At 33.5% G+C, this 17,681-nt stretch carries 15 protein-coding genes; 12 read left to right on the forward strand and 3 right to left on the reverse strand.

Annotation, left to right across the window (positions count from 1 at the left end):
• The first annotated feature begins 906 nt into the window (after positions 1 to 906).
• The 3 genes from BG262_RS03495 to BG262_RS03505 are packed head-to-tail and all read left to right on the forward strand — an operon-like array spanning position 907 to position 4,101.
• Positions 907 to 2,157 (forward strand): efflux RND transporter periplasmic adaptor subunit, encoded by a 1,251-nt coding sequence (locus BG262_RS03495; protein ID WP_070787497.1) that lies wholly within the window; start codon positions 907 to 909, stop codon positions 2,155 to 2,157.
• Between the two features lie 10 nt (positions 2,158 to 2,167).
• Positions 2,168 to 2,872 (forward strand): ABC transporter ATP-binding protein, encoded by a 705-nt coding sequence (locus BG262_RS03500; RefSeq protein WP_070787498.1) that lies wholly within the window; start codon positions 2,168 to 2,170, stop codon positions 2,870 to 2,872.
• Positions 2,869 to 4,101 (forward strand): ABC transporter permease, encoded by a 1,233-nt coding sequence (locus tag BG262_RS03505; protein WP_070787499.1) that lies wholly within the window; start codon positions 2,869 to 2,871, stop codon positions 4,099 to 4,101. The genes BG262_RS03500 and BG262_RS03505 overlap by 4 nt, the downstream gene beginning before the upstream one ends.
• 132 nt (positions 4,102 to 4,233) lie before the next feature.
• On the opposite strand, the gene spxB is transcribed toward BG262_RS03505, so the two are convergent.
• A complete protein-coding gene (gene spxB / locus BG262_RS03510; RefSeq protein ID WP_070787500.1) occupies positions 4,234 to 6,084 on the reverse strand; it encodes a pyruvate oxidase in 1,851 nt (616 codons plus the stop codon).
• Positions 6,085 to 6,289: 205 nt separating this feature from the next.
• Positions 6,290 to 7,465, reverse strand: coding sequence for an MFS transporter (locus tag BG262_RS03515; protein WP_070787501.1), 1,176 nt, complete (start codon positions 7,463 to 7,465; stop codon positions 6,290 to 6,292).
• Between the two features lie 127 nt (positions 7,466 to 7,592).
• Between BG262_RS03515 and BG262_RS03520 the strand changes: the two genes are divergently transcribed.
• The 3 genes from BG262_RS03520 (at position 7,593) to BG262_RS03530 (ending at position 9,146) form a co-directional block, all read left to right on the forward strand.
• Complete coding sequence (locus BG262_RS03520) at positions 7,593 to 7,952, forward strand: winged helix-turn-helix transcriptional regulator (protein ID WP_070787502.1); 360 nt, start codon at positions 7,593 to 7,595, stop codon at positions 7,950 to 7,952.
• Between the two features lie 78 nt (positions 7,953 to 8,030).
• On the forward strand, positions 8,031 to 8,207 hold the full coding sequence (gene rpsU, locus BG262_RS03525) for a 30S ribosomal protein S21 (RefSeq protein WP_002884573.1): 177 nt from the start codon (positions 8,031 to 8,033) through the stop codon (positions 8,205 to 8,207).
• 198 nt (positions 8,208 to 8,405) lie between these two features.
• Positions 8,406 to 9,146 carry a helix-turn-helix domain-containing protein gene (locus tag BG262_RS03530; RefSeq protein WP_070787503.1) on the forward strand — a complete coding sequence of 247 codons (741 nt, stop codon included), beginning with the start codon at positions 8,406 to 8,408 and terminating at the stop codon, positions 9,144 to 9,146.
• Between the two features lie 337 nt (positions 9,147 to 9,483).
• Here BG262_RS03530 and argS read toward each other — a convergent pair whose 3' ends face one another.
• Positions 9,484 to 11,175, reverse strand: coding sequence for an arginine--tRNA ligase (gene argS / locus BG262_RS03535; RefSeq protein ID WP_070787504.1), 1,692 nt, complete (start codon positions 11,173 to 11,175; stop codon positions 9,484 to 9,486).
• 232 nt (positions 11,176 to 11,407) lie between these two features.
• Between argS and arcA the strand changes: the two genes are divergently transcribed.
• From arcA to BG262_RS03565, 6 genes are all read left to right on the forward strand, one after another.
• Positions 11,408 to 12,625, forward strand: coding sequence for an arginine deiminase (gene arcA, locus BG262_RS03540; RefSeq protein ID WP_070787505.1), 1,218 nt, complete (start codon positions 11,408 to 11,410; stop codon positions 12,623 to 12,625).
• Between the two features lie 72 nt (positions 12,626 to 12,697).
• The gene (gene argR / locus BG262_RS03545) at positions 12,698 to 13,150 is read left to right on the forward strand and encodes an arginine repressor (RefSeq protein WP_070787506.1); all 453 of its coding nucleotides are present in this window, start codon (positions 12,698 to 12,700) and stop codon (positions 13,148 to 13,150) included.
• Positions 13,143 to 13,523 carry a YlbF family regulator gene (locus tag BG262_RS03550; protein ID WP_070787507.1) on the forward strand — a complete coding sequence of 127 codons (381 nt, stop codon included), beginning with the start codon at positions 13,143 to 13,145 and terminating at the stop codon, positions 13,521 to 13,523. Before argR ends, BG262_RS03550 begins: the two co-directional genes overlap by 8 nt.
• On the forward strand, positions 13,513 to 16,101 hold the full coding sequence (mutS, locus tag BG262_RS03555; RefSeq protein WP_070787508.1) for a DNA mismatch repair protein MutS: 2,589 nt from the start codon (positions 13,513 to 13,515) through the stop codon (positions 16,099 to 16,101). The genes BG262_RS03550 and mutS overlap by 11 nt, the downstream gene beginning before the upstream one ends.
• Before the next feature lie 90 nt (positions 16,102 to 16,191).
• The gene (locus tag BG262_RS03560; protein WP_070787509.1) at positions 16,192 to 17,121 is read left to right on the forward strand and encodes a hypothetical protein; all 930 of its coding nucleotides are present in this window, start codon (positions 16,192 to 16,194) and stop codon (positions 17,119 to 17,121) included.
• A 152-nt stretch (positions 17,122 to 17,273) separates the two neighbouring features.
• Complete coding sequence (locus BG262_RS03565; RefSeq protein WP_070787510.1) at positions 17,274 to 17,666, forward strand: hypothetical protein; 393 nt, start codon at positions 17,274 to 17,276, stop codon at positions 17,664 to 17,666.
• Positions 17,667 to 17,681 lie beyond the last annotated feature (15 nt).

The following is a 17,681-nucleotide window of genomic DNA, read 5'->3' on the forward strand; positions in this document are numbered from 1 at the left end:
AAGCGATTGCGAAAAATCTATAAAATATCAAACTTAAATTAGTTAAATTATTATTTTATAGTTAGTATTCTTGGACGTTACGTATGTAATTTGTTGATACTAGTATGACACGAATAGACGAGTAATAAAATTATTATTAAATTTTTAGATTCAAATAAATTGATAATAAGATAACATTCATATTTTTGTATATGAAAATTTATTAAAAAGAGAATCTAAAAGTATAAGTGTAACTAGTTTAAATCACAAGTAATCTATGAAATTCACTAAACAATAAGTAATGTAAAATAAATTTAGAGACAAGTGACAATTGTAACGTTATGATGGAATAAAACGGAATCAAGAAGATTCTTATAAATAAATTACCTAAATCAATAGAGTTAGTTCCTTGGGGGGGAGGATATACGAAAATGAGATTGTATAGATAGCTCATTGATTTTTATTAGATACTAATATTTTATTATAATAAATAGCATTGGTAAAATTTAAACTAATTATTTGTCTAAAAAAAATAAATATTAAAAAAACATTGAATATGTTGATGGTCTTAAGAGAGTATGTTGGCTCAATTGAAAATTGTGGTTAAAATATATATTGTAGAAATATGATGAATAAATATCATTTGAAAGTTATTGATATTATGCTGAAAAAACGTTTGGCTATGTACTCGCAACATCTTGTTGCGAGTATTTTTTATATGTTTGCCATCATTGCTTTAAAATAATTTTCATAAAATATATAGTTTGTACAATAATAGAAATGTAAGAAAGAAAAGTTAAAAATTGAATTAAAATATTTTTTTATAAATCTTACAAATTTGTAAGCTTTTACATTATATTTTAGTATATAATGGTTATTATAGAAAAATGTTTCTTTGGAAGTTTAGTGAAAAGAATGGAGGATAATATGAAAATTTGGCAAAATAAAAAGCTAATGATCATTTTAGGAAGTATATTGGCTTTGATTGTAGTTGCCTTTATCGGTGTAAAAACATTTGGTCAGAAAAATAATAAGGCTGCACAGATAGCTAATACGGGTGATAGTTATGGAATTAAGTATTTTGAAGTACCAGACGTTGATCAAGTATTCATAAATGGTATAGTTCAACCGAATCAAATGCAATCATTCCCAAAAAATGATAAAAATACAAGTGAACCAGATATAAAGGTAACTAATGGTCAAGTTGTTGACGAAGGAACAGTTCTTTTTACTTATGAAGATAAAGATATTACTAAGGAAATAGAAAATCAAAAAAATACCGTTAATAAATTGCAAACAAAGCGTGAGAATACGATTGCAAAATGGAATAGAGCTTTAGCAAATGCTAACGGTGCAAATGCTTCCTCTAAAACTGAGGATAAAGAAGGTATTAGTGGGGCTCAAACATCAACTGGTATAAACGAACAGTATCAATCAGAAATTGATGGTATTGATGAAGAAATTGGTTTTGCAAATGATGCTGAGGCAGACCTACAAACTAAACAATATATATCTACAAGTGCTAAATTTAAAGGGCGTGTATCAATTCCTGAAGTTAAGGATGCAAACTCACCAATTCTTAGACTTACATCAGAGGAATTGTATGTTGCAGGTAAAGTTAGTGAAAAAGATTTACCAAAAATTAAAGTTGGACAACAAGCAACCCTTACATCGATATCAAATGGGACGGTAGTAACAGGCAAGATTTCATATATAGATGATAATCCACCAGAAAATAAAACGGAACAAAATCAATATGGTAATAACTCTTCACTTTCAAGTTATGATGTTAAGATAACTCTTGATACTTTAGAAGGTATAAAGAATGGCTATCATATTCAAGCCACAGTTGATGTAGGTAAAAAAGAAGCTGTGCAACTTCCTAAAGAAGCTGTTCGTGATAGTGGGGATAAGAAGTACGTACTAGTTAATGACTTTGGTAATGTTGTTCGACGTGATGTTCAAGTTGGTGAAGAAAAAGATGGGAAAGTAACAATAAAATCAGGTTTAGAGTCCGCTGATCGAGTAATTGTTTCATCAGAAAAGCCAGTAAAAGAAGGTGATATTATTGGTGGAGGCGACGCTGGCCAAGGTCCTGCAAACGCTGCTGTAGAAGGTGAAACATCAGACTCGGAGAAACAAGAGAAGGCATCTGAAGAAAAAACTGAAAGTAAATAAGGAGGTATAAATGGAACAAGTTGAAAAACAACCTCTTATTAAGTTACGGCATATAGAAAAAAGGTTTCCTGTTGGTAAAGAGCAATTACTTGTTCTCAAAGATTTGGATTTAGATATCTATCCTGGTGAGTTTATAATGATAATGGGTAAGTCAGGTAGTGGTAAAACTACTTTGATGAATATTATTGGATTTTTGGATAGACTAACCGAAGGGGAGTATTATTTTAATGGTACTGATGTTTCGAAACTATCTGAAAATAAAAAATCTGAATTTAGAAATGAATTTTTAGGATTCATATTTCAACAGTTTTTCTTAATTGGTTCTTTAAATGTAAGTCAAAATGTTCAATTACCCTGTGTCTATGAAGGAAAAAAATCCGGATCAGAAAAAAAAGAGATTGCTGAAAAGTATCTCGGACTAGTTGGACTTGAAAGTAAGGCAAAATCAAAGGTTACAGAACTTTCTGGAGGTCAACAACAACGTGTTGCAATTGCACGTGCACTAGTTAATGATCCCGTATTGATTATGGCTGATGAACCAACAGGAGCACTTGATAGTGAAACAGGTACTGAGATAATGAACCTTTTGACGGAACTTAATAAGCAAGGAAAAACTATCGTCATGGTTACTCATGATGCTGATATGACTAAATATGCTAGCAGGGTAATTCATATGAAAGATGGTCGCTTTTATAAAGAGGAGGTAACTGAATGATTTGGAATCTATTAGTTAGTACTTTTCTAAGTTTACGTGCTCATAAGTTAAGAGTTTTACTCACAATGATTGGAATAATTATTGGTATTACTTCGGTTGTTACGATTTCTTCACTTGGTGAAGGTATGAAAAAACAAGTTTTATCCGCTACCAGTGCTATGAATGCTGATGTTGTGAAACTCAAATACACCTCAAGTGATGATGGAAAAAGTAAAGGGGACTCTGGAGAATCTGATTTTTCATTTTCACGAATTGATATGAAAAAGGTGCAATCAATACCAGGAGTTAAAACAGTATATCCGCAATATGGTGATGGAGGTATGGGAGATAATTTGAGTCTTTCCATGGATTACTTTGGAGATCAAACAAGTATTATGGTTACTTCAAACCGAGGTAATAATAAAATTCAATATGGACGTGATTTTTCGGATGCCGATAGTGGGAAAAATGTGATTGTACTGAATCCTGAAATTTTTGAATATCAATTAAAGGTTGATAATCCTGCTGATATGATTAATAAGGCTGTTTCTATCAATGGCTATATGTTTAAGATAATTGGTATTTTAGAAAAAGTAAATTATGAGAATATGAGTGCTTCAGATGCAATGTCAATGGATTGGACAACTATGATGAGCTCCTTTGTTTCAAGAAGTGACTATAATAAATTAGCTGAGACTAAATCAATCTCTGGAATTAATTTTAAACTAAAAGAAGGTGCAGATAGAGATGCTGTGATTAGTAAGGCAATTGAGATTATGACCACGAATCATCCAGATGTTAAGGGTGTGTTTAGAGAAGATGATCAAGATCGTCAAGCACAAAAGCAAATGGAAGATAGTATAGGTAGTATAACAATGTTCTTACTTGCAGTAACTGCCATATCACTTTTAGTTGGTGGTATTGGAGTTATGAATATTATGTACGTGTCAGTCACTGAAAGAAAACGAGAAATTGGTATTCGCCGTGCTATCGGTGCAAAACCAAGAGTAATATTACTCCAATTTTTACTTGAAGCAGCATTTATTACTCTACTTGGTGGATTAATTGGTGTTGGTCTTGGTTACGGAATTGCTCGTATGATTGGACCAGCATTGAGTATTGTGCCAGTAATTACACCTAAGATTTTCTTGATTTCAACATCTGTTTCAATATTAACAGGTATAATATTTGGTATCATACCTGCCATTAGTGCTTCAAGGATGGATCCAATTAAAGCAATTTACAATTAATAATAAAGAAATCTTGCCTAAAATTTAAGCAAGATTTTTATATAATTTAATATTTATTAGAGTAATTAACAACGAAAAAGCATAATAGTCTTCCAACTATTATGCTTTTACAATGTAATTATTTATTTCTTATTATAATTCAACACCATATTCTTCAAATAATTCTGGAAGTGGTTTTAAATTTTGACCATCATATCTATCTAAGAATTCTCTTACTGTATATTCTTTATACCCAGCTGCTGTTTGAGTAGAAGGAGAAGCATCGTAGTTTTTGCTGACTGTTTCAACTAACTTACCATCTTCAATCTTAAGAAGTAAATCTTCTACCGGGATACTACGTTTATCAGTGATTTTAGCATCAATCAAGAATGGACGACCTGCTTTTGTGACTTCAAGTGCTTTATCGAAAGCTGCTGGAAGTTCTTTTGGAGAACGAACAGTGACTGATTCAACACCCATTGCTTGAGCAATCATGGCGAAGTCTTGATCTTCAATATAGATACCTGAGTAATCCATTGGAATATCATCTTGTTCACTCTTAATAAAGTTAAGAGAAGCATTAGATGTTACAACATTGATAATTGGAAGTTTGTATTTCTTTTCAGTGATTAAGTCTTGCATAACCATTGAGAATGCACCATCACCTGAAATATTGAACACTTGACGATCTGGATAGCTTAATTGTCCAGCAATAGCTCCTGGAACTCCTGATCCCATAGAAGCAAATAAAGCTGAAATAACCCACTTATTTTTAGGTGTTATATTTAAATGACGGAAACTGTTAATGATGTTATCACCAACGTCAATTGAGAATACTGCATTCGGTTCAGCAATACGATTGATTTCTTTATAAACAGCTTCAAATTCTAATGGTTCAGCATTACGATTTGTCAAGTAATCAAGATATTCTTTCCAGTTTGCCATATCAGCAGCAGCAGCCTTGAAATAAGGACTTTCTTCAACTTTTTCGCTGCGTTCAATTGCTTTTTCTACAAAAGCTGTAGCATCAGACCAAATACCTAAATCTAAGAAGTGATGACGTCCAAATTGAGCACGATTGTTATCAATTTGAATAAATTTGAATTCATGAGTACGATATACAAGGTTTGCAAATGGGAAGTCTGCGCCGATTGTGATTATTAAATCGCTGACAGCCATAATTTCATCAGCAGCTTTAGAAGCTGCACGGTTAGCAGTTCCAAGATTACCTTCATAGCTATCTGGAATTAATCCTTTAGCAAGACCTGTCATAACAATCGGAATTTGTAATTTCTTAGAAAGTTCGACAAGTTTGTCACCACCATTTTTAATACCACGTCCTACGTGGAATACAGGTCGTTTTGCTTCTTTAACCATTGCTAAAAATTGATCTACTTCTTCATCAGTAGCTAGAGGACCAGCAACAACTTTATTATCAGTATTTGAATGAGAAGTATAAGGTACATCAGGAATTTGGACATAACCAAAGTCGTTAGGGATGACAACAACAGCAACGCCATTGTGCTTATAAGCTTCACGAATTGCTTTATCAATTACATATGGAAGACTTTCTGGTGTCATTACCAAACGATTATAGACTGCAACGTCTGCGAACATTGGATTTTCAACGAATTCTTGGAAATAATTGTAATTCATATTTGTACTTGGAACTTGACCGATTAAAGCTAGTACTGGTGCATGATCTTCTTTAGCATCGTATAGTCCTGTTAAAAGGTTAGTAGCTCCAGGTCCAGCTGAACCAAAACATACAGCAATTTTGCCAGTAAGTTTAGCATCTGCAGCGGCAGCTAATGCTCCAACTTGTTCATGACGAATTTGGATATAATCTATATTATCTTTTTCCAAATCTAAGGCATGCATAGTTGAGTTGAATGAACCACCTGGGTATCCATAAATGTGGTTTACACCCCATGATTCGATAACTCTAAGCATAGCAACGCTAGCTGGGACAGTTTTTGAAATTTCAGTATCTGTGTTAGTCATACTAATGAGCTCCTTTTATAGTTTTATACTATATTTTAATTTATAGGTCCGATAAACCTTACAGGTATACTTTAGCACTTGGTGCAATCGTTTTCAAATATTTGGCCTGTTATTTATAGATGATTGCAGTTACTTGAAAATTAAAAGATACTCCATACTTTAGAGTATAAATTTCAAGAAAAATTTTTTATACTTTGATATTTATTTAATGATTTTTCTTTTTCGCAAATGATACAAGAATTATAGCAATAATCACTAAAACCATTCCCATCAATGGAGTGAACTGAAGTCCAAAAGTTGATGTAGTCTTAGCTCCAACTGTCGAACCAAGACTAATCCCTATATTAAAGGCTGCTATATTGAAAGCTGAAGCAAGTGTAATATCTTTAGGAACAAATTGTTCAGCCAGTTGAACTACGTAAAGTTGTAAACCAGGTACATTCATGAAAGCGAAAAGTCCTAATAAGAGAACTGAAACTGTTCCAATTATCATATTGGTTGATAATATGGCAAAATACATAAAGCAAAGGCTGATAGCAAGGGCAATAAACATTTTGAAAAGAACATTTAGGGTGTTTTTGTTGGCAAGTTTGCCACCTATTGTATTGCCAATGGCTACCATGATTCCGTAGACAACTAGAATTATGACGATTGCAGAGTCCGAATAACCAAAATATCTTTCAAGTATTGGAGAGATGTAAGTGTAAACCGCAAAAGTACCACCATATCCAAGTGCAGTAATTAAAAATGAAATTACTAAAGGTTTATTAGTGAAAATACGCTTAATTCCCAGTAAATCAACCTTTCCTGGAATTGGAAGATTAGTCGGTACTAAAAACAAGCTTGCTAAAAGTCCGATAAATCCAATGACAGCAATAAAAATAAATGACATATTCCAACTAGTTTGTTGACCAATATATGTTCCTAGTGGCACACCAGTTACAGTGGCAACAGTCAAACCAGTAAACATTATTGCAATGGCGCTAGCACGTCTTGATTCGTCAACAACGTCAGCGGCAATTACGGTAGATACTGACATAAAAATGCCATGAGCAAGTGATGAAACTATTCTTCCTATTAAAAGAATTGAGAATGTTGGTGCAAATGCTGCAATTAGATTACCTAAAATGAAGGTAATCATAATAGCAAGCATGAGAACTTTACGATTCCACTTACCTGTTAAAATTGTTAAAAGTGGGGCACCAATAGTTACACCCAAAGCATAGAGAGAAACAGTCAGACCAGCTTGATCAAGAGAAACTTTAAAGCTATCAACAATCATTGGTAATAAACCGACACTTATAAATTCCGTAGAGCCAATAGCAAAAGCATTGATAGCAAGTGCTAAGAGCGTTAAATTAGATGAAATTTTCTTATCCATAAGACCTCCAAAAAATAGTAGTAATTCAAGAAAATTTATTATATACTCTGACTATATATTATGGAAGTACCGACTTTAAAGTAATGTAGGTACTAAAAAGTAAGTTTTGTATGAACAAAGGAGCTATATGGAAAATAAATTTTATAATATAGGTGTAGAAGCTACTATGGATGTAATTGGTGGTAAATGGAAGCCAATTATTTTATGTAATTTGAGACACGGAGCTATGCGACCAAGTGATTTGATGAGACAAATACCAAATATTAGCCAAAAAATGTTAACCCAACAGTTAAGGGAGTTGGAACAAGATCATATGATAGAGAGGAAAATCTATAATGTAGTTCCGCCAAAAGTTGAGTATTCTTTAAGTGAATATGGTCTAACTTTATCGCATATACTTGATCAGTTGTGCTCGTGGGGTGAAAATCATGTAATTCATTTACAGGAAGAAGGTAAAAAAGTTAATTTAAAGAGCTTTGGAGATTGACAGCCACTATTAATTCTGTTAATATAATGTTTGTGCGTTTCAGACGCAGAAATTAGAAACGGGAATGGGGTGAAAAATATGTCAAAAACTGTAGTTCGTAAAAATGAATCTCTTGATGATGCTCTTCGTCGTTTCAAACGTTCTGTAACAAAAGCTGGAACACTTCAAGAAGCTCGCAAACGTGAGCACTACGAAAAACCTTCTGTTAAACGTAAACGTAAATCAGAAGCAGCTCGTAAACGTAAAAAATTCTAATCATTGAAATTTCTTGATGATTTTAAAAGGTATCCATTGGATGCCTTTTTTATTTTATATTTACAACAAGTTTACACCACATAAATCCTCTATTTATAAGGTGCCACATATTGTGGATGGCTAATTTTTATAATGTTAGTTTACTTGTCTAGCTAATAGGATATACTAAACATATAATCATTTTGGAGAGGAAACATCATGGCAATTGGTAATAAGATAAAAGAGGAAAGATTAAAAAGTAATTTAACCCAAGAAGAGCTGTCAAAAATATTGAATGTATCAAGGACAGCTGTTTCAAACTGGGAGGTGGGTCGTAATTATCCTGATCTTGATACTCTTGTAGAAATTAGCAATTATTTTGATATTTCTCTTGATAAATTAATCAAGGAGGACACCGAAGTGGTTAAAGATGCAAGGAAGAAGACTAAACTCAGAAAATTTTTCAAGTGGACGACAATTATATTATTGCTAATTATAGTGTCGTACATAGGTATGAATTATAAGCTAAGAAGTGATGAGCAGCGATATAGAACTAATTTGGTTGAAAACCATTGGCAATTAGTGAAGACAGATTTGTATACAGACGATAACGCATATATTTTAAGAGATGGCCAATATGAATATTGGACTTATATACTCCCAGTAGGGATTATAGGTGTTCCGCTGGAAGAAATGAAGGTGTCTATCATTACACACAGAAATAATAGAGAACAGGTTGTTGACGTTAGGGATAATTGTACCGAGGTTATTATTAATCCTTCAGATGGAAATAATTCCTACTCAGTAATAGTTGATAATGACTTAAAGATAATAGAAAAAGACATATCTTCATCTAAGAAAAAAGAAGCTGAACAATATATAAGTAAAAATCAAAAAGAATTTAAAGAGACTATAGAAGCAACAAAAGGCAAATTAAAACAAATTACAGGAAAAAAATAAGGTAGTTGGGAAATTTTCCCAACTGCCTTTCTATATAATATTATGCGAGCTGTTTCAAGACCTGACCAGTCGTCTCGTCACTTCTTATTGTCGTGATTTTGCTACCAAATTTTCCATAGAGCTTCGCAAACGGCTTTGACTTTCGTCAAAGTGAATGAACCATTTGCTTGACTCTATTTCAAAATTTAACCGGTAGGCTCAATCACTTCTTAATTGTCGTGCCTTAACTCCTAGATTTTTCTCACAAGTACGCTCACAGCTTAAAACTTCGTTTTAAGTAAATAAACTGCAAGCTAGCTTGTTTTCAAAATCTGACCAGTCGTTTCGTCACTTCTTTTTACATCTCTTCTGGTGCTTCTACTCCAAGGAGTCTTAGTGATTCTTTTATTACTGTTGCTGTTGAGTCTGCTAAGGCAAGACGTGCTTGCAATCCTTCGTTTTCTTCTAATATTCTAACGTGGGCATAGTATTTATTAAATGCTTGAGCCAGGTTAATTACATATTTAGAAATTACAGAAGGTTCGTACTTGTCAGCAGCACGTTTAATGACATTAGGGAAGTCTTGGAGTAATTTAACAATTTCCCAAGAGTCTGAGTCGTTAAAATCAATCTCAACATCTGATTGAGCCTTGTAATCTGCTTTTCTTAAGATTGATTGAATACGGGCATAAGTATATTGTACATATGGTCCTGTTTCGCCTTCAAAGCTTAACATTTCTTCAAGGTTGAAGTCATAACCATTTGTACGCTCATTTTTAAGATCATAGAACTTAATAGCTCCTACACCAACCTGGTGAGCTACACGTTCTTTATTAGGTAGATCAGGATTTTTAGCATTGATTTGAGCAAGAGCACGTTCAATTGCTTCGTCCATTGTAGGTTCTAAGCGGATGATGTTACCTTTACGAGTTGAAAGTTTTTTACCATCACGAGTTACTAGACCAAATGATACATGTTCGATGTCATCGGCCCAATCATAGCCCATTTTCTTAAGTACTGCTTTAAGTTGTTTGAAGTGACCAGTTTGTTCACCACCTACAACATATAAAGACTTAGCAAAGTCGTAGTTATCTTTACGATATTTGGCAGCTGCTATATCACGAGTAATGTATAAAGTTGCACCATCTGATTTTTTGATAAGAGCAGGATTCAGTCCCTCGTCGTCAAGATCTACAATAGTAGCACCTTGAGATTCTTCAAGTAATCCTTTATCTTCTAAAATTTGCACAACGGCATCCATTTTATCATTGTAAAATGCTTCACCATTGTATGAATCAAAATCAACGTCCATCTTATTATATAGGCGATTGAATTCTTCTAATGATTCATCACGGAACCATTTCCATAGAGATAAAGCTTCTTCATCACCATCTTCAAGTTTTCTGAACCAAGCACGCGCTTCTTCATCAATCTCAGGATTAGTCTCAGCTTCTTCATTGATACGAACATATAATTTCAAAAGCTCATCAATTGGATTTTCGCGTACAGCTTCTTCATTACCATATTTTTTGTAGGCTACAATCAGCATACCAAATTGTTTACCCCAGTCACCTAAATGGTTGATACGGACAGGAGTATAACCAATTTTTTGGTAAATGTTAGCAAGAGCGTCACCAATAACAGTTGAACGTAAGTGCCCAATAGAGAATGGTTTAGCAATGTTAGGGCTAGACATATCAATAGTCACTTTAGCTCCGTGGCCAATATTTTGGTCACCGTAGTGTTCTTTTTCCCCAACTACTTGGTCAACAACCTTAGTAGACACACTATTCTTATCTAAGAAGAAGTTAACATATGGTCCAGTAGCAACAACTTTTTCCAAACCATCAGTATTAATCTTTTCAGCAAGATCACTGGCTATAGCCTGTGGAGCCATATGCCTCGTTTTTGCTAGGGTAAAAGCAGGAAAAGCAATATCACCCATATCTGAATTTTTTGGTTTTTCTAGTAAATTTAATATATCATCAAGCGAAAGTTCGCCATCAAGAGCTGTATAAATTTTCTCAGCAATTAATTTTTTGTCGTTCATTATATATCTCCTAATTTTTGCTTAGCTAGAAACATTATAGCACAAAAGACTTTTGATTTTAAGATTCTTTACCTTCACTTATGTTTAATTATTCGAAAAGTTCTTATAAAATACATACTCCAAAGATATTAAATAATTTATAAAATATTTTAAATATTTGGAACAATAATATATAATACTTTTTAACAAAGATGTTAATGTGTTCAATTGTAAGGAGAGGATTTGGAATTATATGAATGAGATAAATGTATATTCGGAAATCGGTAAGCTAAAAACGGTCTTACTTCATCGACCTGGTAGAGAACTTGAAAATTTAACACCTGATTATTTGGATGAGCTGTTATTTGATGATATTCCATACTTAAAACAAGCACAAGTAGAGCATGATAATTTTGCAAATCTTTTAAGATCAAAAGGTATAGAAGTCCTATATTTAGAAAATTTAGCAGCAGAGTCTCTTATTAATGAGGAAGTAAAGGAACAGTTTATTGATCAATTCTTGTATGAAGCAAAAATTAAAGATGATCATAATAGGAAACTTTTAAAAGATTTTTTTCTTAATATTTCTGATATGCAAAAGCTAATTGACTTAACAATGGCTGGGATTTCAAAGAGTGATTTGGATTTTGAGGAAGATTCTTTCTCTGACAAAAAAGAAAGAGACAATTTATTTTTTGTCGCTCCCATGCCAAACCTATACTTTACAAGAGATAATTTTTCTTCGATAGGTAAAGGGATTTCCTTGAATAAAATGAATTCCGAGACTAGGAATCGGGAAACAATTTATGGGCAATATATATTTGATTTTCATCCACGTTTCTCCAAGAAAGACATCCCTAGATTATATGATAGGAGAGCAAAAACAAGTATTGAAGGAGGAGATCAATTAATTCTTTCTAAAGAAGTAATTGCTGTTGGAGTCTCTGAAAGGACAATGCTTCAGTCGGTTAAGGATTTTGCACAAAATATTTTTAGAGAAGATATGGGATTTAAGAAAATATTGGCATTTGATATCGGAGAACATCGCAAATTTATGCATTTAGATACTGTCTTTACTATGGTAGACTACAATAAATTTACTGTCCATCCTGAAATTGAAGATGAGCTAAAGGTTTATTCAATTATAGATAATGATGGAGTGCTTGAAACCAGTGAAGAGTTAGATAGTCTTGAAAATATATTATGTAAATTTCTTAATTTAGAAGAGGTGATTTTACTGCGTTGTGGAGCAGGATGTGATGTTACTGCCGCAAGGGAACAATGGAATGATGCATCTAATACTTTAGCAATTGCTCCTGGTGAAGTTATTGTATACGATCGAAATCCTGTAACAAATGAACATTTGAAAAAAGCTGGCATAAAACTAAATTATATACCTGGTAGTGAGCTGGTGCGAGGGCGTGGAGGACCTCGTTGTATGAGTATGCCACTTTTTCGAGAAGATATATAAAAAAAGTCCAAAATTGATATTGGACTTTTTATGATGTTTATAAAATGTATAAAATTTAGTATAATTATAAGTATGAAAAAAATTGAAAGACATGAACTTATTAAGCAATTAATAAGAGAAAATAGAATTGAAACTCAAGAAGGATTGAGCCGTCAATTAGCTGAAAATGGGGCTGTAACAACTCAAGCTACTCTATCTAGGGACATTAGAGAGCTGGGTATTATAAAAAGCAGAACAGCTGAAGGTTCTTTTTACGTATTATTAGATGAGCAGTCTAATAATGTTGAGGACATAGCACAATCGTATCGTAACCATGTCCTCACAGTATCAAGTGTGATGTTTATGGTAGTTGTACACACACGTTTATCAGAAGCAGATATTCTTGCTAATATTTTAGATGACAGTGAAAACCCAGGTATTTTAGGTACTCTCGCAGGAGCAGATACTCTTTTGATAACCTGTGCAAGCATTGAAGAAGCTCAAAAACTACATAATGAAATAAGTAAGGCAATTGATAATGAGTAAGGAAGATTATGAGCTAGCTTTAGAACAATTACGTAATAAGGTTAGTGATATTGACTATGTCCAAGAGTTTCAAAGGTTAGAAGAAATGATTAAGTCTGATAAGGAAATTTGGGCTCAGGAAGAAAAGATGAAAGATTTGCAAAAAGAGGGAATTCTTTTTCAAAAAATTGATAAGCACCAAGCATATGAAGCAACAATAGGAGAGGCACGTGCGATAGAAGAAGAACTTAATGCTAATCCATTAATAAGACAATACCGTTCTAAGCTTGAAGACGTAAGCGACCTTTTGCAATATATTACTGGTGAGCTAGAAGACAGAATTAACAGTAGCTTACAGTTTATAGATGAGGAGGAAGAAGGTAATGGCAACTGAAAAATTATCACCAGGGATGCAGCAATATTTAGAAATTAAGGCTGACTACCCCGATGCTTTTCTTCTATTTAGAATGGGTGATTTCTATGAATTATTCTATGATGATGCAGTGAATGCTGCTCAAATTCTTGAGCTTACATTAACGAGCCGTAATAAAAACGCTGATAATCCAATTCCAATGGCAGGGGTTCCTTATCACAGTGTACAGCAATATATTGATAACTTGGTTGACCTCGGTCATAAGGTAGCAATTGCTGAGCAGATGGAAGATCCCAAGCAAGCTAAAGGGGTCGTAAAACGTGAAGTAGTTCAAGTAATAACTCCAGGTACAGCAGTAGATGCCCTTGATGCAGATAAAGAAAACAACTACCTTACGGCAGTTGATTTTGATGGTTCTGTCTATGGATTCTCGTATATTGATTTAACGACTGGTGAGTTTTATGTAACGCAATTAACTGAGTTTGCTGATGTTATAAGTGAGGCAGCAAGCCTTCAGACTAAGGAAATATTATTTGGTTATGAAGCAACCGAAGGACAACTTGCTGAACTAACTGCAAGACTTAATGTCTTAGTTAGCAACCAGAAAACAATTATGGACAATATGGAGGAAGCTAGATTAATTCCCAGCATCCTACCATTAGTGGAAAAAAATGTTTCTCTTAAACTTTTAACTTATATTAAAGAAACACAAAAGAGAAATCTCAGCCATATTCAGGAAGTAAAAGTTTATGAAGTAACCGACTTCTTAAAGATGGATTATGCGACAAAAAAATCATTGGAACTTACTAGTAACTTTAAAACTGGTAAAAAACAAGGTACTTTACTGTGGCTTTTAGATGAAACTAAAACGGCCATGGGAACAAGAATGATGAAATCGTGGATTGATCGACCTCTGATTAAAAAAGAAAGAATTGAAAATCGTCAAAAGGTAGTTCAGGTATTTCTGGATAACTTTTTTGAACGAGTTGACTTAGTTGAATCACTTAAAGGTGTGTATGATATTGAGCGTTTATCAAGTCGTATTTCATTTGGTAAGGCTACAGCACCTGACTTTTTACAGCTAAGAAATACCTTGTCTCAAGTTCCACAAATTAAAGCAATCTTAGAGGCTATTGCAGATCCAGCTTTGGATAATATAATCCAACATTTAAATGATATTCCAGAACTTAGAAGTCTTTTAGAAGAAAGTATTGCTGAAGATGCTCCAAGACTTTTGACAGAAGGTGGGGTAATCAAGGATGGCTATGATGAGAAACTTGACGAATATAGACAAACACTTCGTGAAGGGACAGCTTGGATTGCTGAACTTGAGGCGCGTGAACGTCAAAACTCAGGTATCAATGGGCTAAGAATTGATTATAATCGAAAGGATGGATACTACTTCCATGTGACTAATTCGAATCTAGATCAAGTCCCAGATTACTTTTTCCGTAAAGCTACTTTGAAAAATTCTGAGCGCTATGGTACAGAGGAACTTGCAAAGATTGAAGGCAAGATGATTGAAGCTAGAGAAAAATCTTCAATTTATGAATATGATCTTTTTATGGCCATTCGTGATAGAGTAGAAGCATATATATCACAGGTTCAAGCTTTGGCTAAGACTATTGCAGGTCTTGACTGTTTACAAGCTCTAGCAGTCGTGGCTGAAACTTACCAATATGTGCGACCAAATCTCCAAGTGAATGGGGCTACTATAAACATTGTTGATGGCCGTCATGCTGTTGTTGAGAAGGTTCTTGGTCGTCAGGAATACGTTCCTAATAATATTAATCTATCTAAAGATGTCGAGATTCAATTAATTACAGGTCCCAATATGAGTGGTAAATCAACTTATATGCGTCAACTGGCTTTAACTGCAATTATGGCTCAATTAGGATCTTATGTTCCAGCTGAGTCAGCAACCTTGCCAATATTTGATGCCATATTTACACGTATTGGAGCAAGTGATGACTTAACGTCAGGACAATCAACATTTATGGTGGAAATGATGGAAGCCAATAATGCCCTTCGACTAGCTTCTAAAAATAGTCTTATTCTCTTTGATGAGCTTGGACGTGGAACGGCTACATATGATGGTATGGCTCTTGCTCAAGGAATTATTGAATATATCCACAATAATATCCATGCTAAAACACTATTTGCAACCCATTACCATGAGTTGACAGAACTTGACGATGAATTAAATAGTTTAGAAAATGTCCATGTAGCAACGCTTGAACAAGATGGTGACGTGACTTTTCTCCATAAAATTGAAAATGGTCCTGCTGATAAATCATATGGGATTCATGTAGCTAAAATCGCAGGACTCCCTAAAGAGTTATTAGCTCGTTCACAAGAAATTCTTGATAAGCTTGAAAATCAAGCACCTAGTCTACAAAATAAGGATGGTCTAGAAGATTTATCTCAAAGAAATATAGAAGTTGCAGAAGTTGTTAAAGAAGAAAGTGCTCAATTGGATTTATTTGGAGACTTTGGAGCAGATTCGAAATTGGTCAAAAAGCTCAGTGCTATTGATGTTATGAACCTAACTCCAATGGATGCCATGAATATAATATGGGAGCTTAAAAAAATGATATGAAATTTAGCCTACCATTAGGTGTGAGTGCCTTGTGAGTAGTTCGAATTTATGCTATTATGAAACAAAAATTAGGAGAAAAAGGGGAGTATAATGGCTGAGAAGAAAATCACTAGCGTTAAAGGTGAAGCTGATAAAGATAAGGTAGTAAAACCTACAGCTTCAGAAGATAAACCTGTAAGAGCAAAGTCTGGTACAGCTAAATCAGATAGTCAAGAAACTATTGAAAAAACAGAAGCACCAAAAGAAGAAGTTAAAAAAGCAGGTAAAGAAAAAGAAGAACCTGTATGGAAACCTTCTAAAGAGAATAAAGGAAAAGCTACTCAGTATAGAATTTTTGCAGCTCTATCATGGCTTGCAGCTATTGGAGCGCAAGTAGCAAATATTGTTTACATAAGACAAAATGGTGGCGATATCAAGCTTTGGATCCCATTATTAATCATTGCAGTTGATGCAGCATTTGCGGTTCTTGGAGGTTTCTTATGGAAACGTTCTAACCAGATGGATCCACCAAGTGAAAAAAATAAATTCCTGTTCTTCATGCAAAGTCAACTTGGTATGATTGTTGCTATCGTTGCATTTCTACCTTTAGTAGTATTTGTATTCTTTAATAAAGATATGGATGGCAAACAAAAGGGTATTATTGGTGGTGTAGCTGTTATTGCTATGATTTTAGTTGGAGTGGCAGGTGCAGATTTTAATCCACCTTCACAAGAAAAATATGCAGCACAAGCACAAGTAGTAAAAACTTTAACTGATCAAGATTTAGTATATGGTACAAAATCTGGTGAAAAATATCATTTATATGCAGATTGCCAATACTTAAAGAGTGATAATGTAAAAGAATTATTTGAAGGAAGTGTTGAAGACCTTCATGCAAAAAATCATAAGATCGGTACAGGCGAAGATGCTCTTTGTTCAGCTTGTAAGAAGCGTGCATTGAAAGCTAAAAACTGGACAGAAGATGACTTAAATAATGCAGTAGCTGAGGCAAATGAAGCAAAAGAGTCAGATGCTAAATAATAAATATGTAAATTAAAAAAGTGGGAAACCGCTTTTTTAATTTCGTTTTTAGAGTGTTCTAATATAAGTTGTTTATTGCTATGTTTTGTTTTATAATAAATTTAACAAGAAAAGGATTTCTGGATATAAAAATGTACGATAAGGAGTCTATTATGGCAATTGCTCAATCATCTATATGGATTAGTATTATTTTTACAGTTATTTACATAGTTACAATTTATTTCACTAATCGTAAGGTACCGAATGCGCAGTACTATCTTTTTATTTTCATTTCTCTAATAATTATTTTTGTAGGAATCTACAACTATGTATATTTAGGCAAGATTACTCCTAATAACTATGATACTTTAAGTATGTTGACCTATATAATAGGTAATATCACTTTCATTCCTTATGTAGCGGCTTATGCTTATTCAATTTTTAAATTATTAAAAGGGGATGCTACTCAGAAAATACCAATTATTATTGTATCTCTACTGCTTCTTGTTTTATTGTGGTGGTTATGGATAGTGATGTTCGATGGTATATTTATTGGGTTTGTATAATTAAAGGATTTATTT

This window comes from Floricoccus penangensis, assembly GCF_001832885.1.
In the GTDB taxonomy this organism is placed as follows: Bacteria; Bacillota; Bacilli; order Lactobacillales; family Streptococcaceae; genus Floricoccus; species Floricoccus penangensis.

Coding starts and splice junctions, on each gene's coding strand:
- BG262_RS03550 (WP_070787507.1), top strand. CDS start 13,143: ATGAGTAAGGAAGATTATGAGCTAGCTTTAGAACAATTACGTAATAAG.
- BG262_RS03530 (WP_070787503.1), top strand. CDS start 8,406: ATGGCAATTGGTAATAAGATAAAAGAGGAAAGATTAAAAAGTAATTTA.
- argR (WP_070787506.1), top strand. CDS start 12,698: ATGAAAAAAATTGAAAGACATGAACTTATTAAGCAATTAATAAGAGAA.
- BG262_RS03495 (WP_070787497.1), top strand. CDS start 907: ATGAAAATTTGGCAAAATAAAAAGCTAATGATCATTTTAGGAAGTATA.
- spxB (WP_070787500.1), bottom strand. CDS start 6,084: ATGACTAACACAGATACTGAAATTTCAAAAACTGTCCCAGCTAGCGTT.
- BG262_RS03565 (WP_070787510.1), top strand. CDS start 17,274: ATGGCAATTGCTCAATCATCTATATGGATTAGTATTATTTTTACAGTT.
- rpsU (WP_002884573.1), top strand. CDS start 8,031: ATGTCAAAAACTGTAGTTCGTAAAAATGAATCTCTTGATGATGCTCTT.
- BG262_RS03500 (WP_070787498.1), top strand. CDS start 2,168: ATGGAACAAGTTGAAAAACAACCTCTTATTAAGTTACGGCATATAGAA.
- mutS (WP_070787508.1), top strand. CDS start 13,513: ATGGCAACTGAAAAATTATCACCAGGGATGCAGCAATATTTAGAAATT.
- BG262_RS03560 (WP_070787509.1), top strand. CDS start 16,192: ATGGCTGAGAAGAAAATCACTAGCGTTAAAGGTGAAGCTGATAAAGAT.
- argS (WP_070787504.1), bottom strand. CDS start 11,175: ATGAACGACAAAAAATTAATTGCTGAGAAAATTTATACAGCTCTTGAT.
- BG262_RS03505 (WP_070787499.1), top strand. CDS start 2,869: ATGATTTGGAATCTATTAGTTAGTACTTTTCTAAGTTTACGTGCTCAT.
- arcA (WP_070787505.1), top strand. CDS start 11,408: ATGAATGAGATAAATGTATATTCGGAAATCGGTAAGCTAAAAACGGTC.
- BG262_RS03515 (WP_070787501.1), bottom strand. CDS start 7,465: ATGGATAAGAAAATTTCATCTAATTTAACGCTCTTAGCACTTGCTATC.
- BG262_RS03520 (WP_070787502.1), top strand. CDS start 7,593: ATGGAAAATAAATTTTATAATATAGGTGTAGAAGCTACTATGGATGTA.